At 70.2% G+C, this 19,849-nt stretch carries 15 protein-coding genes and 1 riboswitch; of the genes, 7 read left to right on the forward strand and 8 right to left on the reverse strand.

The window, feature by feature from the left end; genetic code table 11:
• The first annotated feature begins 285 nt into the window (after nt 1–285).
• Together ACIP4O_RS13300 and ACIP4O_RS13305 are read left to right on the forward strand one after the other, a co-directional pair.
• A complete protein-coding gene (locus ACIP4O_RS13300; protein WP_401574943.1) occupies nt 286–1,377 on the forward strand; it encodes a multidrug MFS transporter in 1,092 nt (363 codons plus the stop codon).
• Nucleotides 1,374–2,756 (forward strand): cytochrome P450, encoded by a 1,383-nt coding sequence (locus tag ACIP4O_RS13305; protein WP_401574595.1) that lies wholly within the window; start codon nt 1,374–1,376, stop codon nt 2,754–2,756. Before ACIP4O_RS13300 ends, ACIP4O_RS13305 begins: the two co-directional genes overlap by 4 nt.
• An 81-nt stretch (nt 2,757–2,837) precedes the next feature.
• Here ACIP4O_RS13305 and ACIP4O_RS13310 read toward each other — a convergent pair whose 3' ends face one another.
• From ACIP4O_RS13310 to ACIP4O_RS13330, 5 genes are all read right to left on the reverse strand, one after another.
• A complete protein-coding gene (locus tag ACIP4O_RS13310; protein WP_361333772.1) occupies nt 2,838–3,875 on the reverse strand; it encodes a ribonucleotide-diphosphate reductase subunit beta in 1,038 nt (345 codons plus the stop codon).
• On the reverse strand, nt 3,875–6,262 hold the full coding sequence (locus ACIP4O_RS13315) for a ribonucleoside-diphosphate reductase subunit alpha (protein WP_401574596.1): 2,388 nt from the start codon (nt 6,260–6,262) through the stop codon (nt 3,875–3,877). Before ACIP4O_RS13315 ends, ACIP4O_RS13310 begins: the two co-directional genes overlap by 1 nt.
• A 136-nt stretch (nt 6,263–6,398) precedes the next feature.
• Nucleotides 6,399–6,520: riboswitch (cobalamin riboswitch) on the reverse strand.
• A 345-nt stretch (nt 6,521–6,865) separates the two neighbouring features.
• Nucleotides 6,866–8,494 carry a monocarboxylate uptake permease MctP gene (mctP, locus tag ACIP4O_RS13320; protein WP_401574598.1) on the reverse strand — a complete coding sequence of 543 codons (1,629 nt, stop codon included), beginning with the start codon at nt 8,492–8,494 and terminating at the stop codon, nt 6,866–6,868.
• A complete protein-coding gene (locus tag ACIP4O_RS13325; protein ID WP_361333763.1) occupies nt 8,491–8,781 on the reverse strand; it encodes a DUF3311 domain-containing protein in 291 nt (96 codons plus the stop codon). Before ACIP4O_RS13325 ends, mctP begins: the two co-directional genes overlap by 4 nt.
• A 206-nt stretch (nt 8,782–8,987) precedes the next feature.
• Nucleotides 8,988–9,785 carry a GntR family transcriptional regulator gene (locus tag ACIP4O_RS13330; protein WP_361333760.1) on the reverse strand — a complete coding sequence of 266 codons (798 nt, stop codon included), beginning with the start codon at nt 9,783–9,785 and terminating at the stop codon, nt 8,988–8,990.
• A gap of 379 nt (nt 9,786–10,164) precedes the next feature.
• On the opposite strand from ACIP4O_RS13330, the gene ACIP4O_RS13335 reads away from it, so the two are divergent.
• The 4 genes from ACIP4O_RS13335 (at nt 10,165) to ACIP4O_RS13350 (ending at nt 14,993) form a co-directional block, all read left to right on the forward strand.
• Complete coding sequence (locus tag ACIP4O_RS13335) at nt 10,165–11,445, forward strand: extracellular solute-binding protein (protein WP_401574600.1); 1,281 nt, start codon at nt 10,165–10,167, stop codon at nt 11,443–11,445.
• 238 nt (nt 11,446–11,683) lie between these two features.
• A complete protein-coding gene (locus tag ACIP4O_RS13340) occupies nt 11,684–12,676 on the forward strand; it encodes a carbohydrate ABC transporter permease (RefSeq protein ID WP_401574601.1) in 993 nt (330 codons plus the stop codon).
• The gene (locus ACIP4O_RS13345) at nt 12,673–13,503 is read left to right on the forward strand and encodes a carbohydrate ABC transporter permease (protein WP_401574602.1); all 831 of its coding nucleotides are present in this window, start codon (nt 12,673–12,675) and stop codon (nt 13,501–13,503) included. Before ACIP4O_RS13340 ends, ACIP4O_RS13345 begins: the two co-directional genes overlap by 4 nt.
• A gap of 5 nt (nt 13,504–13,508) precedes the next feature.
• Nucleotides 13,509–14,993, forward strand: coding sequence for a glycoside hydrolase family 3 protein (locus ACIP4O_RS13350; RefSeq protein WP_401574603.1), 1,485 nt, complete (start codon nt 13,509–13,511; stop codon nt 14,991–14,993).
• A 122-nt stretch (nt 14,994–15,115) separates the two neighbouring features.
• On the opposite strand, the gene nagB is transcribed toward ACIP4O_RS13350, so the two are convergent.
• A complete protein-coding gene (nagB, locus tag ACIP4O_RS13355) occupies nt 15,116–15,901 on the reverse strand; it encodes a glucosamine-6-phosphate deaminase (protein ID WP_401574604.1) in 786 nt (261 codons plus the stop codon).
• A 509-nt stretch (nt 15,902–16,410) separates the two neighbouring features.
• On the opposite strand from nagB, the gene ACIP4O_RS13360 reads away from it, so the two are divergent.
• Nucleotides 16,411–17,886, forward strand: coding sequence for a histidine kinase N-terminal domain-containing protein (locus tag ACIP4O_RS13360; RefSeq protein WP_361333869.1), 1,476 nt, complete (start codon nt 16,411–16,413; stop codon nt 17,884–17,886).
• 359 nt (nt 17,887–18,245) lie between these two features.
• Here the strand turns inward: ACIP4O_RS13360 and ACIP4O_RS13365 are convergent, their stop codons facing one another.
• Both ACIP4O_RS13365 and ACIP4O_RS13370 read right to left on the reverse strand, forming a co-directional pair.
• Entirely contained in the window at nt 18,246–18,503 is a 258-nt protein-coding gene (locus tag ACIP4O_RS13365; RefSeq protein ID WP_008745686.1) for a WhiB family transcriptional regulator, read from the reverse strand.
• A gap of 319 nt (nt 18,504–18,822) precedes the next feature.
• Nucleotides 18,823–19,791, reverse strand: a complete 969-nt coding sequence (locus ACIP4O_RS13370; protein WP_401574605.1) for a diacylglycerol/lipid kinase family protein — start codon at nt 19,789–19,791, stop codon at nt 18,823–18,825.
• Nucleotides 19,792–19,849 lie beyond the last annotated feature (58 nt).

The raw sequence follows: 19,849 nt of genomic DNA on the forward strand, positions 1-19,849 counted from the left end.
CGGGCCGGTTGTCGGCACACCTGAGCGATTCCTCGACGATATCCATTCCCTTCCCGCCACTCCATAGGGCTGAATGGAATGCGCTGTCGATTTGTGACGCGGCGCCCGCCGGGAGACGGGGACCTGGTGTGCGCGCGTCCGACTCCCGAAAGGGGTTCGCTCGTGCCTGCTTTCTCCACCCGGGCCACCGCCGCCCGGCCGGTGCTCGTGCCGCCCGCGCTGCAACTCCCGGTAGTCGAAAGGGATTTCACCCGTCGACTGCACAATTATTGGCCAAAGCTTCAGGTGAAGTCGAAGCTGTGGCTCCAGGAGAAACGGCTCATGGCCCCCGCGGCCGCCGAGGCCCTCGCCGACGAGCTGCGCTACACCGACCTCGTCGCCGGCTACTACCTCGGCGCCACGGACGCGATGCTCGGCGCCATCGCCGACTTCAGCAGCTGGTTCTTCGCCTGGGACGACCGGCACGACCGGGACGTCGCCCACGCCCGTACCGCCTCCTGGCGCGCCCTGTGCGCGGACCTGCACGCCGCGCTCGGCGACCCCGGCGCCCATCTGCACCACGAGGAGCCGCTGGTGGCGGCCTTCGCCGACTGCCTGCTGCGGATGGGCGAGCCCATGCCCCCCACGTGGCGCGCCCGCTTCGCCCGCCACATGGGCCCCGTCATCGACGCCTACGACCAGGAGTTCCGCAACCGCCTGAGCCGTACCGTCCCGACCGTCGCCGCGTACCTGGAGCTGCGGCGCCTCACCTTCGCCCACGAACTCTGGCTCGACCTCCTCGAAGCCGTCGCCGGCGGCGAACTCCCCGCCTCCGTGCGGGAAAGCAGCGCGTACCGCACCGCCGGGCTCGCCTGCCAGGACTTCGCCGCCTGGTACAACGACCTCTGCTCGCTGCCGAAGGAAATAGCGGGGGACGAGCTGCACAACCTCGGGATAAGCCTCATCAGGCACGAGGGAATGGAACTCGCGGAAGCCGTGTCCGTCGTGCGCGAGAAAGTCGCGGGACGCGTCACCGCATTCCTCGACGCCGAAAAGGAATTGCGCGCACTCGCCGATTCCCTCACCGAATCCGAAGCCGAATCCGAAGCCGAAATCGAAGCCGACGGTGAAGGCGATGCTGAAGGCGGCGAAACGGAGCGGGAACGGACGCGAGCCGTTCTGCTGTCCTGCACCGACAACATGCGGAACTGGTTTCCGTCCGTCTACTGGTTCCACCACGAATCCGGGCGCTATCGCGTGGAGCAATGGGAGGACCCCGCGTGCCCCCCGTATCTCCAGGAGAGCGCACCGGCGCGCACTACCCCCGCCGTGCGCCCCGCCGAGACCCCCCGGGTCGGCCGCCAGCGCGGCCCGCACGAAGAGGAGGGCACCGTATGAGCCCGCGTACGCCCCCCACCGCGCCCCCCGAGGGCACCCCGCGCCCGGCGCCGCTCGCCGCCGGAGCCCTCCCGCTCCTCGGCCACGCCCCCGCCCTCGCCCGCGGCCCGCTCCCCTTCCTCGAAGGGCTCCGCGCGCACGGCGAGGTCGTACGGATCGCGCTCGGCCCCAAGCAGGTCCTCGCCGTCTGCGCCCCCGACCTCGTCGGCACCCTCCTGACCCGCCCCGAGTTCACCGTCGGCGGACCGCTCTGGGACACCCTGGAGATCCTGCTCGGCAAGGGGGTGGCGACGAGCAACGGCCCCCGCCACCGCCGCCAGCGCCGCACCATCCAGCCCGCCTTCCGCCCCGAGCGGATCGCCTCCTACGCGCGCGTCATGACCGAGGAGGCGGTACGGACCGCGGGATCGTGGCGGGACGGGGAGATCACCGACGTCGGCGCGGAGATGTTCCGTACCGGCGTCCGGATCGTCTCCCGCTCCCTCCTGGAGGTCGACGCGAGCGGCACCGAACTCGCCGACCGGATCGCGCACGCCCTGCACACCGTCTTCGGCGGCCTCTATCAGCGGATGATCCTCTCCTTCGGGCCACTGCACCGCCTGCCGACCCCCGCCAACCGCCGCTTCAACGCGGCCCTCGCGGAACTGCACGCTCTCGTCCGGCAGTTGGTGAGCGAGGCGCGCGCGAAGGATTCCGGCGAGGCCGTGCCCGAGGACGACCTGCTCTCCGTACTGCTTCACGCCACCGATGAGAACGGCGCCCCGCTGCCCGACGAGGAGATTCACGACAACGTGGTATCCCTTGTCGTCGCGGCGGCCGAGAATGTCGCGGCGACACTCGCCTGGACCTTTCACCTCCTCGCCCAGCACCCCGAGTGGGAACACACTTTGCGCGCGGAGGTGGAATCGGTCGCGCCGGACCGTCCCGTCGATTTCGAGGATCTTCCGAAACTCGCCCTCACCCGGAATCTCGTGAGCGAATCCATGCGGATACGCCCGGCGGCATGGATATTCACCCGCAGGGCCGCGAGCGACACCGAACTCGGCGGCTATCGCGTCCCCGCGGGAACCGACGTGCTCTACAGCCCCTGGGCACTCCAGCACGACGCGAGGTCCTTCCCCGAGCCGCACCGCTTCGACCCCGACCGCTGGCTCCCCGAACGCGCCGCCGAGATTCCCCGGCACGCCTTCATCCCCTTCGGCATCGGCAACCGCAAATGCCCCGGCGACATCTACAGCCTCACCGAACTCGCCCTCGTCCTCGCCAACACGGTCCGGGACTGGCACGTCGAAACCGTCCCCGGGCGCACCGACCCGCGCCCCCGCATCGGCATCACGCTCCAGCCCCGCGCCACGGTGCTCCGCGTCCGGCGCGCCTGAGACCCCGGGCACGCCGAAGGGGCCGGGTCCCGTACGGAACCCGGCCCCCTCGGGGAGACCAGCGCCTACACCGCGTACGCCCTAGAAGTCGTCGTCGAAGGAGACCGAACCCTCGACCGCGACCTGGTAGGCGGACGGCCGCCGCTCGAAGAAGTTCGTCAGCTCCTGCACACCCTGGAGCTCCATGAAGGAGAAGGGGTTGCTGGAGCCGTACACCGGCGAGAAGCCGAGGCGCACGAGGCGCTGGTCGGCGACGCACTGCAGGTACTCGCGCATCGACTCGGTGTTCATGCCGGGCAGGCCGTCACCGCACAGATCGCGCGCGAACTGGAGTTCCGCGTCGACCGCCCCGGCGAGCATCTCCTTGACCTCGGCCTCCAGCTTGTCGTCGAACAGCTCCGGCTCCTCCTTGCGGACCGTGTCGACGACGTCGAAGGCGAAGCTCATGTGCATCGTCTCGTCGCGGAAGACCCAGTTGGTGCCCGTCGCGAGGCCGTGCAGCAGGCCGCGCGAGCGGAACCAGTACACGTAGGCGAAGGCGCCGTAGAAGAAGAGGCCCTCGATGCACGCCGCGAAGCAGATCAGGTTGAGCAGGAACCGCCGCCGGTCGGACCGCGACTCCAGGCGGTCGATCTTCTCGACCTCGTCGATCCACTTGAAGCAGAACTCGGCCTTCGCGCGGATGGACGGGATGTTCTCCACGGCGGCGAAGGCGGCCGCGCGGTCGTCCGGGTCGGGCAGGTACGTGTCGAGCAGCGTCAGGTAGAACTGCACGTGCACGGCCTCCTCGAAGAGCTGCCGGCTCAGGTAGAGCCGCGCCTCCGGGGAGTTGATGTGCTTGTACAGCGTCAGCACCAGGTTGTTCGAGACGATCGAGTCGCCCGTCGCGAAGAACGCGACGAGACGGCCGATGAGGTGCTGCTCGCCGGGCGTGAGCTTCGCGAGGTCGGAGACGTCCGAGTGGAGGTCGACCTCCTCGACGGTCCACGTGTTCTTGATCGCGTCCCGGTAGCGCTCGTAGAAGTCCGGGTAGCGCATGGGGCGCAGGGTCAGCTCGAAGCCCGGGTCCAGCAGGTTCTGGTTGCGCTTCTTCTGCTCGGGAAGGGTGGATTCGGACATTACTGGCAGGCCTCGCAGGACTCGGGGTTCTCCAGGGAGCAGGCGATCGCCTCGGCGTCCGCGACGCTCGGCGCGGCGGGCTTGGCCTGCTCCGGGATGGGTGCGGCCTCGGCGGCCGAGGAACCGGCCGCGCGGGCGATGCGCGTCGCGGGACGCGAGCGCAGGTAGTACGTCGTCTTCAGGCCCTTGTTCCAGGCGTGCGCGTACATCGAGGAGAGCTTGCCGATCGTCGGCGTCTCCATGAACAGGTTGAGCGACTGGCTCTGGTCGAGGAAGGCGGTGCGCTCGGCGGCCATGTCGATGAGGCCGCGCTGCGGCAGCTCCCACGCCGTGCGGTACAGCGCCCGGACCTCCTCGGGAATCCAGTTGAAGCCCTGGACCGAGCCGTTCGCCTCGCGCAGCGCCTCACGGGTGCGCGCGTCCCACACGCCGAGCTTCTTCAGGTCCTCGACGAGGTAGCCGTTGACCTGGAGGAACTCACCGCTGAGCGTCTCGCGCTTGAAGAGGTTGGAGACCTGCGGCTCGACGCACTCGTAGGCGCCGGCGATCGAGGCGATCGTCGCGGTCGGCGCGATCGCGAGGAGCAGCGAGTTGCGCATGCCGCTCTCGGCGATACGGGCGCGCAGCGCCTCCCACCGCTCCGGCCAGGTCCGCTCCACGTCGTAGTGGTCGGGGTGCAGGACACCGCGCGCGGTCCGGGTCTTCTCCCAGGCGGGGACCGGGCCGTGCTTCTCGGCGAGGTCGGCGGAGGCCTCGTAGGCGGCGAGCATGATGCGCTCGGCGATCCGGGTGGAGACCGCCTTCGCCTCGGCCGAGTCGAAGGGCAGCCGCAGCTTGAAGAAGACGTCCTGGAGGCCCATCGCGCCCAGGCCCACCGGGCGCCAGCGGGCGTTGGAGGCGGCGGACTGCTCGGTCGGGTAGAAGTTGATGTCCACGACGCGGTCGAGGAAGGTGACGGCCGTGCGGACGGTCTCGTCCAGGCGCTCCCAGTCGATCGCGCCGTTCTCGACGAACGCGCCGAGGTTGATCGAGCCGAGGTTGCACACGGCGGTCTCGCCGTCGTCGGTGACCTCGATGATCTCGGTGCACAGGTTCGAGGAGTGGACGACGCTGCCGGGCTCGGCGGTCTGGTTCGCGGTGCGGTTGGAGTGGTCCTTGAAGGTCATCCAGCCCTGGCCGGTCTGCGCGAGGGTACGCATCATGCGGCCGTACAGCTCGCGCGCCGGGATCGTCTTGCGGGCCAGGCCCTTCGCCTCGGCGGCGCGGTACGCGGCCTCGAACTCCTCGCCCCACAGGTCGGTCAGCTCGGGCACGTCGGCCGGCGAGAAGAGCGACCACTCGGCGTCGGCGGCGACGCGGCGCATGAACTCGTCGGGAATCCAGTGCGCGAGGTTGAGGTGGTGGGTGCGGCGCTGGTCCTCGCCCGTGTTGTCGCGCAGCTCCAGGAACTCCTCGATGTCCGAGTGCCACGTCTCCAGGTAGACGGCGGCGGCGCCCTTGCGGCGCCCGCCCTGGTTGACGGCGGCGACGGAGGAGTCGAGCGTCTTGAGGAAGGGGACGATGCCGTTCGAGTGCCCGTTGGTGCCCCGGATCAGCGAACCGCGCGAGCGGATGCGGGAGTACGCGATGCCGATGCCGCCCGCGTGCTTGGAGAGCCGGGCGACCTGGAGGTAGCGCTCGTAGATCGAGTCCAGCTCGTCCTTCGGCGAGTCCAGGAGGTAGCACGAGGACATCTGCGGGTGCCGCGTACCGGAGTTGAAGAGCGTCGGCGAGGAGGGCAGGTAGTCCAGGCGGCTCATGAGCCGGTACAGGCTCGCGACCTCGTCGACGGCCGGGAGGCTGTCGTCGGCGGCGAGCCCCGCGGCGACGCGCAGCAGGAAGTACTGCGGGGTCTCGACGACCTTGCGCGTGATCGGGTGCCGCAGCAGGTAGCGGCTGTAGAGGGTGCGCAGGCCGAAGTAGCCGAAGCGGTCGTCGCCCTCGGTGTCGACGAGCGCGTCCAGGCGGGCGGCGTGCGCGGCGACGAACTCCGCGGTGCGGTCGCCGATCAGGCCCTCGCGGTGGCCCACGGCGACGGAGGCCGCGAAGCCGCTCGCGCCCTGCCCGGCGGCCTCCTCGGTGATCGCGAGGGCCAGCAGACGGGCCGCGAGCCGGGAGTAGGCGGGGTCCTCGGAGATGAGCCCGGCGGCGGCCTCGGTGGCCAGCTCGCGCAGCTCCGCCTCGTCGGCGTGGGCGCTGCGGCCGCGCAGGGCGGCGGCGGCGACCCGGCCGGGGTCGGTGTCGGGGAGATCGGCGGTGAGTTCCGTGAGGGTCCGCAACAGGGCGGTCCCGGGAAGGTCCTGCTCGGCCGCGACCGATGAGGCGGGATCTGCTGGCGCGATGGTCACTGGGGTGGCTCTCCCTCGCTCGCTGGGGGCCTCGGGTGCGGGGCGGCGACGGGACGACGGCAGCGCTTTCGGGCACACCGCGTCACGTCCCCGGCCCTTTCCGCGGGGCCCGGACGTCTGGCGCCGTGCCCGGGCGGGGCGGCGGCGCGCTTTCGGCAGGTCATCGGACTCGCAACACGCCACGGGGCGCGTCGCACACCGTTGCGGGACAGTCCCGGACTCGCACCGGATTCCCCTGCCGACAGCGAGGAAGAGCATACATCTGGGGGGCGGGCGGGAAAGGAGGCCCCAGATGTTGTGTCGGGGGTGGGGACTGTTACGTGCGGGTCAACGGTTGTGGGGTGCCGACAAGGTCCCCTGTGCCCGGTGGGGTGACGGGGGGCGGTGGGGGCGGCGACGTCGATCGTATGGCTTGAGGGGACCCCACAAGCGGGGTCGTACGGAGTTTTTACCGGGGGGAGCGGGGCGCGCGCGTGTTCGCATTCCGGTCGCTGTAAGTGAGGACATGTCAAAAAAATCAGCCCCTCCGGCGTTTGAGGAGCGGGGTCCGGGGCGGAGCCCCGCGCGCCGGGGCGGAGCCCCGCGCGGGCCCCGCCCCCGCCGTCAGTGCCCCGCGGTCTCCGGCACAGCCGGCGGCAACTCCTGCTTGACCCCAGGGTCACCCGCGTCCGCCACATAGTCCGACGGCTGGGTCTCGTCCACGCCGTCCGGTGCCTTGAAGGCCCGCAGGACGAAGGTGAGGACGACCGTGACCACGACGTTCAGGACGATCGCCGTCATCCCGATGTACCCGATCTCGCCGAGCCCCGGGATCTCCTTCGAGGAGCCCCCGAAGTGGTCCTGCGTCGGCGAGGACGTCGACCAGGCCGCCCAGGTCCCGTACGCCATCCCGACCGCCCAGCCGGCGAGCAGCGCCCAGCGGTGGAACCACCGTGTGAAGAGCCCGCCGACGAGCGCGGGGAGCGTCTGGAGGATCCAGATGCCGCCGAGCAGCTGGAAGTTGATCGCGACGGTCTTGTCCATGCCGAGCACGAAGATCAGCGCGCCGACCTTCACGAGCAGCGAGACGAGCTTGGAGATCCTCGCCTCCTGCGCCGGGGTCGCGTCCGGCTTCAGGAAGTCCTTGTAGATGTTGCGCGTGAAGAGGTTCGCCGCCGCGATCGACATGATCGCCGCCGGGACGAGTGCGCCGATGCCGATCGCCGCGAAGGCGACCCCGGCGAACCAGTCCGGGAACATGTTCTCGAAGAGCTGCGGGATCGCGAGCTGCCCGTTGCTCACCTTGACGCCGCTCGCGATCGCCATGAAGCCGAGGAGCGCGAGCAGCCCCAGCATGAGCGAGTACAGCGGCAGGATCGTGGTGTTGCGCCGGATCACGTTCCGCTTGCTCGACGACAGCGTCGCCGTCACCGAGTGCGGGTACATGAAGAGCGCGAGCGCCGAGCCGAGCGCGAGTGTCGCGTACCCCCACTGCCCCGCCTCGCCGGGCGCGAGGGCGCCCTTCGGCGCTCCTGTCGCGGGGTTCTTCTGCGAGAGCGCGTCGCCGGCCTTCGCGAAGATGTCGTCGAAGCCACCGAGCTTGATCGGGATGTAGATGATCGCGACCGCGATGACGAGGTAGATCAGCCCGTCCTTGACAAAGGCGATCAGCGCCGGAGCCCGCAGACCCGAGGAGTACGTGTACGCGGCGAGTACGGCGAAAGCGATCAGAAGTGGCAGGTCCTTGACAAACCAGTTCGTGTCGTCGCCGCCGCCCACGCCCATGACGTCCAGGACCGCCTGGATGCCGACGAGTTGCAGCGCGATGTACGGCATCGTGGCGAGGATGCCGGTGAGCGCGACCGCGAGCGAGAGCCCCTTCGAGCCGAAGCGGCCCCGGACGAAGTCCGAGGTCGTCACGTACCCGTGCCGGTGCGAGACCGACCACAGGCGGGGCAGGAAGGTGAAGATGAGCGGGTAGACGAGGATCGTGTACGGCACGGCGTAGAAGCCGGCCGCGCCGCCCGCGTAGATCGCGGCGGGCACCGCCACGAAGGTGTAGGCGGTGTACAGGTCGCCGCCGAGCAGGAACCAGGTCACCCACGTACCGAACGAGCGCCCGCCGAGGCCCCATTCGTCCAGGCTCTCCACGCTGGAGCGACGCCAGCGCGCCGCGAGGAAGCCCATGACGGTGACGACGAGGAAGAAGAAGATGAAGACCGCGAGCGCGATCCCGTTGACGCCGTCCTTCACTTGACCTCACCGCCCCGCGCGGCGCGTCGCACGCGCTGGTCGTGCTGCCACAACTTGTAGGCGAGGAAGGTCAGTCCGCTGGAGATGAAGACCCACAGCATCTGGTACCAGTAGAAGAACGGGATCCCGATGAACGTCGGGTCGATCTTCGCGTACGAACCCACCCACAGCATCGCCACGAAGGGCGCGACGAGACAGAGTCCGACCACGATCCGCAAAGGGGTCACGACCGGCAGCGTCCCGGCACCTCCCCCCGGCTCCGCCGTCGTTCCCGCTTCCCGTGACATGTTCCGGCTCCCCTCGTTCCCCCACGCACCTCGGTGTGCGCGGGCACGCGTCGCCGCACGCGACGCGACGGCGGAAATGTAGGGCAGTTACCGGCCAGGCAACACCCCTGTACCGCATAGCGGACGCGTTCGGGCGCTCGCCCGCGCCCGGGGTGTCCGGGCGTGTGCGCGGGCGGGGGTTTTTGTCCTTCGGGAGGTAACGGGAGTTACGGGCGGCGCAGGTTGGCCACGAACTTGTAACGGTCGCCGCGGTAGACGGAGCGCACCCACTCCACCGGTTCCCCGCGCCCGTCCACCGAGTGCCGCGAGAGCAGCAGCATCGGCAGGCCCACGTCGGTGCCGAGCAGGGACGCCTCGCGCGGGGTCGCGAGCGAGGTCTCGATGGTCTCCTCGGCCTCGGCGAGCCGCACGTCGTAGACCTCGGCGAGCGCCGTGTAGAGAGACGTGTACTTGACGAGGGAGCGGCGCAGCGCGGGGAAGCGCTTGGCCGCCAGGTGCGTCGTCTCGATCGCCATCGGCTCGCCGCTCGCCAGGCGCAGCCGCTCGATGCGCAGCACCCTGCCGCCCGTGTCGATGTCGAGCAGCCCGGCGAGGCGTTCCTCGGCGGTGACGTAGCCGATGTCCAGGAGCTGGGACGTCGGTTCCAGGCCCTGGGCGCGCATGTCCTCGGTGTACGAGGTCAGTTGCAGCGTCTGCGAGACCTTCGGCTTCGCGACGAAGGTGCCCTTGCCCTGGATGCGTTCGAGCCGGCCTTCGACGACGAGTTCCTGGAGCGCCTGGCGCACGGTCGTGCGGGAGGTGTCGAACTCGGCGGCGAGCGCGCGTTCGGGGGGCACCGGGCTGCCCGGGGGCAGGGTGCGGGTCATGTCCTGGAGGTGGCGTTTGAGGTGGTAGTACTTCGGCACCCGGGCGGTGCGCGCGGGTGCCGAAGGGGCCGCGCCGGCCTTGGTCGCGGCGGCCTTGGTGTCCGGGCCGGATCGCGTCCTGCCCCCGTCGGTGCCCATTCTTCGCGCTCGCCTCTCCGGCTCGGCGGCCGTCATGGGGACCGGCCGCTCCTGGGTGCTTGTGGTGCCGTACCGCTTGTGGTGCGGTGGTGTTCGTGCGGTGGTGCTGTTGGCGCCGCCCATCGTGGCACGGCCGCCCGGGCGCAGGGGGCCGGGTCCGTCTGCCCCCGTCCGCCCGCTTGACGCACGGAGTTCAGGTACCGGTCCGATAACGGAGCGGACAGCCCCTCTTATACACCCTTGACACCCCTAAAGGTCTAGGCCAAGCTCCGGGGTACTGGTCTACACCATTAACGACCAGGTCCCAGTCCCGCGAGTGCTGCCGTTCGTGTGCCGTCGCTGTGGGTGGGGGGTTGCTGGAATCCCTGAGGAGGGTGGCGTGAAGCGCAAGCTCATAGCGGCGATCGGCGCTGTCGTGATGATCGGTTCGGTCGCGGCGTGTGGCTCGGACGACGACTCGTCGTCGAACAAGGCGTCGGGCAAGGACGGCTACAAGGGCCAGACCCTGACGGTCTGGGTCATGGACGGCTCGGCGCCCGACCAGTGGCAGAAGGACCTCACGGCGGCCTTCGAGAAGAAGACCAAGGCCAAGGTCAAGTTCGAGATCCAGCAGTGGAACGGCATCCAGCAGAAGCTGACCACCTCGCTCTCGGAGTCGAACCCGCCGGACGTCTTCGAGGTCGGCAACACCCAGACCCCCTCGTACGCCCAGAGCGGCGGCCTGGCGGACCTCGGTGACCTCAAGTCCTCGGTCGGTTCCGACTGGACCGAGTCGATCAACAAGTCGGCGATCGTGGACGGCAAGCAGTACGCCGCTCCGTGGTACGTCGCCAACCGCGTCGTCCTCTACAACAAGAAGATCTGGAAGGACGCGGGGATCACCGACACCCCCAAGACGCGCGACGAGTTCTACAAGGACCTCCAGCAGATCGGCAAGAAGACCAAGGCCGAGCCGATCTACCTGCCGGGCCAGAACTGGTACCACTTCGTCGGCCTCACCATCGGCGAGGGCGCCGAGCTGGTCAAGAAGGACGGCGACAAGTACGTCTCCAACCTGGCCGACCCGAAGGTCACCGCCGCCATGGAGACCTACAAGAAGTTCCAGGCGCTCTCCAAGGCCCCCAAGGACAAGGACGAGGCGACCCCGCAGCAGGGCGAGGTCTTCGCCAAGGGCAAGACCGGCGCCTTCATCGGCATGGGCTGGGAGGCCGGCATCGCCATCAAGGCGAACCCGGCGATCGAGAAGGAGATCGGTTACTTCACGATCCCCGGCGCCACGGCCGACAAGCCCGAGGGCGTCTTCCTCGGCGGCTCGAACCTCGCCGTCGCCGAGGGCAGCAAGAAGCAGGACCTCGCCAAGGAGTTCCTGAAGCTCGCGCTCTCCGACAAGTTCGAGGGCCAGCTCGCCAAGGAAGGCGGGGTCATCCCGAACAAGACCTCCCTGGAGAGCAACCTCGACGGCAACGCCGCAGCCCAGGCCGCCGCGCCCGCCGCCGCCGGCGGTGGCACCACCCCGCTCATCCCCGAGTGGGCCCCGGTCGAGAACGCCCCGAACCCGATCAAGACCTACATGACGGCCGTCCTCAAGGGGAAGTCCCCGGCGGACGCGGCCAAGCAGGTCGAGGGCGAGTTCAACAAGCGCCTCGCGCAGCAGCAGTAAGCAGCACCCCGGCCGGGGGCCGGGCGGAGGACACCGCACGGACGGTGCTCCCCGCCCCGGCCCCCGGCCCCGCCGCGTACGGGTCCAGGCCGTGCCCGGCGCCGCGTACGTACGAGCCCGGGCCCCGAGCGATCCCCGCCGCCCCGCCCCGTACCCGTAGAGCAGGACAGGCCCGTACGAGCAGCACGGCCCCCAGGAGCGGGCGCGCGGGCGGCAGGCCCAGAAAGCGAAGGCGAGCATGACAGTGGAGACCCCACTCCCGGGCACGGTCCCGGGGACGGCCCAGGGGAAGACCGGGGGCGGACCCGGTTCCCCCGCGGCCGGAGCGGCGAAGACCGCGCGGCGCAGAGCCCTGACCCCGTACCTCCTGCTGCTGCCCGCCGTCCTCGCGACGCTGGTGCTGCTCGGCTGGCCGCTGGTCAAGAACCTGATCCTGTCCTTCCAGAACCTCAACATGCGCCAGTTCATCCAGCGCGTGACCGAGTGGAACGGCTTCTCGAACTACCAGGACGTCCTCGGCGGCTCGGAGTTCTGGCGCGTCACCCTGCGCTCGGTGCTCTTCACCGGCGTCAACGTCATCCTGATCATGGCGCTCGGCTCGCTCATCGGGCTGCTCCTCGCGCGCCTCGGCCGCCGGATGCGCGTCTTCCTCCTCATCGGCCTCGTCCTCGCCTGGGCGATGCCCGTCATCGCCGCGACGACCGTCTACCAGTGGCTCTTCGCCGAGCGCTTCGGCGTCGTCAACTACGTGCTCGACAAGCTCGGCTGGCACTCGATGGCCGACTTCTCCTGGACGAGCAGCCAGCTCTCGACGTTCTTCGTGATCACCTGGCTCATCGTGTGGCAGTCGATCCCCTTCGTGGCGATCAACCTCTACGCGGCCACCACGACGATCCCGAAGGAGCTGTACGAGGCCGCCTCGCTCGACGGCGCCGGGGTCTGGAAGTCCTTCACGAACGTGACCTTCCCGTTCCTGCGGCCCTTCCTCTTCGCCACGACCTTCCTCGAAGTCATCTGGGTCTTCAAGGCCTTCGCCCAGGTCTTCGCCTTCAACGAGGGCGGCCCCGACCGGCTCACCGAGATCCTGCCCGTCTACGCCTACATCGAGGGCATGGGCAACCAGCACTTCGGCATGGGCGCGGCGATCTCCTTCCTGACGCTGCTCATCCTGCTCGGCCTGACCTCGTACTACCTCCGGATCGTTCTGAAGCAAGGGGAGGACGAGCTGTGAAGCGCTCTCTCTTCGGCCGCGTGTGGCCCAACGTCGTCGCGGTCCTGCTGTTCATCGGCTTCGTCTTCCCCGTCTACTGGATGTTCTCGACGGCCTTCAAGCCGACCGGCGACATCATCAGCGAGACGCCCGTCTGGTTCCCCACCGACGTCACCTTCGAGCACTTCAAGACGGCGGTGCACGCCGAGAACTTCTGGCACCTCGTCGTCAACTCGCTCACCGTCACGATCCTCGCCGTCGTCGGCTCCCTGATCCTCGCGCTCGCCGGGGCCTTCGCCCTGAGCCGGATGCGCTTCAAGGGCCGCAAGGGCTTCGTCGTCGGCTTCATGATCGCCCAGATGGCGCCCTGGGAGGTCATGGTCATCGCGATCTACATGATCGTGCGCGACGCCGACCTGCTCAACAGCCTCGTCCCGCTCACGCTCTTCTACCTCGTGATGATCCTGCCCTTCACGCTCCTGACCCTGCGCGGCTTCGTCGGCGCGATCCCGGTCGAGCTGGAGGAGTCCGCGATGGTCGACGGCTGCACCCGGCCGCAGGCCTTCCGCCGCGTGATCCTGCCGCTCCTCGCGCCCGGCCTCATGTCCACCTCGCTCTTCGGCTTCATCACCGCGTGGAACGAGTTCCCGCTCGTCCTGGTCCTCAACAAGGAGAAGGACGCGCAGACCCTCCCGCTGTGGCTCTCCTCCTTCCAGACCAACTTCGGCGACGACTGGGGCGCCACGATGGCCGCCTCCTCGCTCTTCGCGGTGCCGATCCTGATCCTCTTCGTCTTCCTCCAGCGCAAGGCCGTCTCCGGCCTCACCGATGGCGCAGTGAAGGGATAACCCCCATGACCACGCTCACCAGCGCCCCCGACACCCTCACCCGCGACGCCCTCACCGTCCTCCAGCCCGGTTTCGCCGGCACCACCGCGCCCGAATGGCTGCTGCGCCGCATCGGCGAAGGACTCGCCTCGGTCGGTCTCTTCGGCCGCAACATCGCCGGGGACGAACAACTCGCCGCACTCACCGCCCAGCTCCGCGCCGAGCGCGAGGACATCCTCGTCGCGATCGACGAGGAGGGCGGCGACGTCACCCGCCTCGACGTCGCCACCGGCTCCTTCATCCCCGGAAACCTCGCCCTCGGCGCCGTCGACGACCCCGCGCTGACCCGCTCCGTCGCCGCCGAACTCGGCCGCCGCCTCGCCGCCTGCGGCGTCCACTTCAACTGGGCGCCGTCCGCCGACGTCAACTCCGACCCGGACAACCCCGTCATCGGCGTCCGCTCCTTCGGCGCGGAGCCGGGCCTCGTCGCCCGGCACACCGCCGCCTACGTCGAAGGCCTCCAGTCCGCGGGCGTCATCGCCTGCGTCAAGCACTTCCCGGGCCACGGCGACACCAACGTCGACTCGCACCTCGCGCTGCCCCGCATCGACGCGGACGCCGCCACCCTGCGCGCCCGCGAACTCGCCCCCTTCCGCGCCGCGATCGCGGCCGGGAGCCACGCCCTCATGAGCGCCCACATCGTCGTCCCCGCGCTCGACGCCGAGGTCCCCGCGACGCTCAGCCGCCCCATCCTCACCGGCCTCCTGCGCGAGGAGCTGGGCTACGAGGGGCTCATCGTCACCGACGGCATGGAGATGCGCGCGATCGCCGGGACGTACGGCATCGAGCGCGGCACGGTCCTCGCGATCGCCGCCGGGGCCGACGCGATCTGCGTCGGCGGCGGGCTCCACGACGAGGGCACCGTCCTCGCCCTGCGCGACGCGCTCGTCGCGGCGGTACGGGACGGCTCGCTGCCCGAGGAACGCCTCGCCGACGCCGCCGAGCGCGTCCGCGCGCTGGCCCGCTGGACCCGTACCACCCCCGCCGCGCCCCTCGCGCCGCACCCCGCCATCGGCCTGGAGGCCGCCCGCCGCGCGGTCCGCGTACACGGCGCCTTCGCACCGCTGGACGCCGCGCCGTACGTCGCGCTCCTGAGCGACGAGGCGAACATCGCCGTCGGCACCGAGACCCCATGGGGCCCGGCCGAGGCGCTGGCCCGCCGGCTGCCCGGCACGACGGGGGACGCGTACGGGCCGCAGGCGGACGGGACGCTCGTCGCCGACGTACTCGCCGCCGCGGGGGAGCGCCGCCTCGTCCTCGCCGTCCGCGACGCGCACCGCCACCCGTGGATGGCCGAGGCGCGCGACGCGCTGCTCGCCGCGCGCCCGGACACGGCCGTCGTCGAGATGGGCGTCCCGCAGGAGGCCCCCGCGGGCAGCCCGTACGTCGTCACGCACGGCGCGGCACGCGTGTGCGGCGAGGCGGCGGCGGAAGTCCTGGTGGGCGCGTAGCCGCCCCGCACACGTACGCCGAAGGGCCCGGATTCCTTACGGGGGAGGGAATCCGGGCCCTTCGGCGTACGTGTGCGGGGCGGGCTCACAGGCCACCTCCGGCTTCCGGCGCGGGGCCGGCTTCAGATGCCCTGCCAGTCCGGCTTCGCCGCCCACGTCGCGCGGAAGTACCCCGCGAGCTTGAGCTTCGAGGCCGCCGCCTCGTCCACGACGACCGTCGCGTGCGGGTGGAGCTGGAGCGCGGAGGCGGGCACGAGCGAGGCGACCGGGCCCTCGACGGACTGCGCGACCGCCTCGGCCTTGTTCTCGCCCGTCGCGAGGAGCACGAGGTGGCGCGCCTCCAGGATCGTCCCGATGCCCTGCGTGATGACGTGGTGCGGCACCTGGTCGATGTCGTCGTCGAAGAACCGCGCGTTGTCGACCCGGGTCTGCTCGGTGAGCGTCTTGATGCGGGTACGGGAGGCGAGCGAGGAGCACGGCTCGTTGAAGCCGATGTGCCCGTCCGTGCCGATGCCGAGGAGCTGGAGGTCCACCCCGCCCGCGTCCTTCAGCGCCCGGTCGTACTCCTCGCAGGCGGCCTGTACGTCGGCGGCCGAGCCGTCGGGGCCGAGGAACGCGGCGGGGTCGAGCCCGAGCGGCTCCACGACCTCGCGCAGCACGACGGCCCGGTAGGACTCGGGGTGCCCGGCGGGCAGTCCCACGTACTCGTCGAGCTGCGCGATCCGCGCCCGCGCGACATCCGCCTCGCCGGACCGCACGAGCCCGGTGAGCGCCTGGTAGACGGGCAGCGGTGTCGACCCGGTGGCCACCCCGAGCAGGGCATCGGGCTTGCGCCGCAGCAGCCGCGCGATCGCGTCGGCGACAAGCCTGCCGCCGGCTTGCGCGTCCGGGACGATGACAACTTCCACGCTGGGGCCTGCCGATCTGAAAGAGACACGTGTGGTATAGACCAATTTATCAGACGGGGGGCCGGGACTGAAGGGGCTGTCCGGATGGCGGGCGACACGGGCGACAGGGGCGACACGGGCGATACGCGTACGGAACGACCCGGCCGTCAGCCCCGCGATCCGTCCCGCGATCCGTCCCGCCAATTCCCGCCCAGGCATGGACAGCGGCGGGGTGCGCCCCTGAAAATGGTCTAGTCCGCGCCTCGCGCGGAAACGGCTTCCGCTCTCCCCGCACAGGAGGGCGGACCGGGGGCTCCGCGCTCTCTGCCCTGACCGCGCGGACTTCCCACAGGGCCACCGGGCACCGCACACCCGGGGGCTCGCGGTCCCGCGTCCGCGAGGGCGTGCGGGCACGCCTTCGGGCTGCGGTGCCGGAGGGGTCGAGGGTCCCCTCGCGGCGCCGCGGCCCCTGGGGGGCGAGGGCGGCGCGCGTTCGCGCGGGGCCCGGGTACGCTCGCCGGGTGCCCTCCATGAACGACCTCGTACGCCGGCACACGGCGCTCAGCGACTCCGATCTCGAATGGCTCCACCTGCTGGTCTCGGAGTGGCAGCTGTTGTCCGACCTCTCCTTCGCCGACCTCGTGCTGTGGGTCCCGACCCGGGACGGCACGCGGTACGTCTCGGTCGCGCAGATGCGCCCGAACACGGGCCCCACCTCGTACCAGGACGACATGGTCGGCCACCTCGTGCCGCGTGGCCGCCGCCCCATGCTCGACATCGCGCTCGACGAGGGCCGCATCGTGCGCGAGGGCGACCCGGAGTGGCGCGAGGAGGTGCCGGTCCGGGTCGAGTCGATCCCCGTACGCCGCGAGGGCCGCGTCCTCGGCGTCATCGCCCGCAACACCAACCTGCTCACCGTGCGCACCCCGAGCCGCCTGGAGCTGAGCTACCTCCAGAGCGCCTCCGACCTCGCGCAGATGATCGCGGCGGGCGCCTTCCCCTTCCCCGACCAGCAGGTCGACATGGACGCCTCGCCGCGCGTCGGCGACGGGCTCATCCGCCTCGACGCCGAGGGCATGGTGCAGTACGCCTCGCCCAACGCCCTCTCCGCGTACCACCGCCTCGGCCTCGCCACCGACTTCGTCGGCGTGCACCTCGGTCAGGCGACCGCCGAACTCGCCCCCTCCAAGGGCCCGGTGGACGAGGCCCTGGTGAAACTCGCGAGCGGATGGGCACCGCGCGAGACCGAGGTCGAGGGAAATGACGCGGTCATTCAGATGCGCGCCATTCCGCTCAAACCGAAAGGCGCGCACATCGGTTCCCTCGTCCTGCTCCGTGATGTGACGGAATTGCGCCGTCGCGAACGCGAGTTGATGACGAAGAACGCGACCATCCGGGAAATCCACCACCGGGTGAAGAACAATCTCCAGACGGTGGCGGCCCTGTTGCGTCTCCAGGCCCGCCGTATCGACTCCGAGAGCGGCCGGGCCGCGCTCGAAGAGGCCGTGCGCCGCGTCGGCTCCATCGCGATCGTCCACGAGACGCTGTCCCAGAACCTGGACGAGAAGGTCGAGTTCGACGAGATCGCCGACCGGGTCCTGACGATGGTGGCGGAGATCTCCCCGGGCAAGGTCGCGGGGCGCCGTACGGGCCGCTTCGGCATACTGGCCGCCGAGGTCGCGACGCCGCTCGCGATGGTCCTCACGGAGGTCATCCAGAACGCCCTGGAGCACGGCTTCGGGCCCGCCGACACGGGCACGGTCGAGGTCGGCGCGGTGCGGGGCGGCGGTACGGGCAGGGACGGCCACCGGCTGCTCATCACCGTGCAGGACGACGGCGTGGGCCTCCCCGAGGGCTTCGACCCGCACCGCTCGGGCAACCTCGGCCTCCAGATCGTCCGCACCCTCGTGGAGGGCGAGCTCGGCGGCACGTTCGACATGGTCGCGGCGCCGGAGCGCGGGACGCGGGTCGTCCTGGACCTCCCGGTGGAGGGCGACAAGGCGTGAACGGGGCCGCGCCACAGGCGGGTTCACCCGTGCGTGGGGCCCCGGCGGGGGAGTGATGTTGACGAACGGGGCGGGGCGGCGTGGACGTGCGTAAGGGGAAGCGGTGTTGACGTACGCGCTTGCGCAGGGGCCCGTGTGGTGCGGGTGTTGACCCGGGCGGGCAAGACGAAGGGCCCGGCCGGTCGTCGCTGACCGGGCCGGGCCCTTCGTCGTTCACGCTATGGGGGTGTTGCTGTGGGGTACCGCTTGCGGTGATCGCCTCAAGGGCGTCGACCGCGTACTGCGCGCTGCGGCTCGGGGGCGGGTCGTGCGTACACGCTGTACGCGCCGCCAAGCGCCAGGCTCTTGGGGGGCTTTGCTCAGGCGGTCGCGTTGCGCGCCCGGTTGCGAGCGGCGCGGCGCTTCATCGCGCGGCGCTCGTCCTCGCTGAGGCCACCCCAGACGCCGGAGTCCTGGCCGGACTCAAGCGCCCACTGCAGACACTGCTCGATAACCGGGCAGCGACGGCAGACGGCCTTGGCTTCCTCGATCTGCAGCAGCGCAGGACCGGTGTTGCCGATGGGGAAGAAGAGCTCGGGGTCTTCCTCGCGGCAAACGGCGTTGTGACGCCAGTCCATGGCTGCTACCTCTCCTTGGTATTACATGCACGTTGCTTGTGAATGTGAACGCTTTCACGAATCCCGCCCGAAGGATGGGCCGAGCGGCCAGGTTCAACCCTGGCCGGGTCCTGCTGGGGGAGGGATTCTGGCTCTCTGTGGGGGCCGCTTGTGGGGCCCGTCCCGATCGCCATGTAGAGATTCCCAAACCTCCGGGCGGGATACAACCCCTTCCGGAAAGTTTTTTTTGATTCTTTGGTGTCGACTAGGTCACAGCCGTACTTCTATGGGGTGGATCGTGCTCTAAACGTTCGAGTGCAAGGTCTTTGCTTGCTTCTACTCACACAATCACACGCAGTGCACGGCGAACGCCTGTGAACGTCACGCTCGTGCGGAGCCCCAGGTGGTCACCGTCCATCTGAAAGGGCAGAGGGACCTTGGAATGCAAGGTGAACTCACTGAGATCGTGGAGCGACACCGCGTGTCTGCCCTGCGGGCCGCGTTCGGGCGAGGACCTGAGCAACTGCGTCCCGTACTTGGTGACGGCGGCGGTCGAGAGCCGGCTCAGCCCGAGCACGTCGAGCCCGGTGTCGAAGGAGGCCCCGGGGGAGGCGTAGAGGGGCTTGTTGCCCAGGTAGGTCCACGGGTTGGTGTTGCTGACTATCGACAGGACCAGGTCCTCGATGGGCTCCTCGCCCGCCCGCTCCAGCGTGATGCGGCCCGCCCGGCGCGAGGGTTCGTCGACGAACTGGCGGAGCAACTGCCGTACGTACAGGGCGTGGGTGGAGCGCTTGCCGCCTTCCCGCTTCTGTTCGACCCGGCCCACGACGCCCGCGTCGAAACCGAGGCCCGCGTTGAAGGTGAACCAGCGCGAGGGAACCGACTCGTCCTCGCTCCCGCGCGTCCCCGACGCGAGGCCGAGCCCGACCGTGCGTTCGGAGTGCTCGTGCAGCGCGTGGAGGATCGCCCCCGTCGCCTCCACCGGGTGGTTCGGCAGCCCGAGCGCCCGCGCGAAGACGTTCGTGGAGCCGCCGGGCACGACGGCGAGCCCGGGCAGCGACTCCGGGGCCGGACCCTCGTGGAGCAGTCCGTTGACCACTTCGTTGACGGTGCCGTCGCCGCCGAGCGCCACGACGAGGTCGATGTCCTCCGCCTCGGCCGCCTCACGCGCCAGATCCCGCGCATGCCCCCGGTACTCGGTGGTCACTGCCTCCAGCTTCATCTCACTGGCCAGCGCGTGGATCAGCACGTCGCGCGTGCGCGCACTGGTGGTGGTAGCCGCCGGATTGACCACGAGAAGAGCACGCATGACAGGCAGAGTACCCATCGGTAGCGGCAGCCGCGCCCACGCACCCGATCCCCGGCGG

Origin of the sequence: Streptomyces sp. NPDC088923, from assembly GCF_044749745.1 — a bacterium.
Taxonomy (GTDB): domain Bacteria; phylum Actinomycetota; class Actinomycetes; order Streptomycetales; family Streptomycetaceae; genus Streptomyces.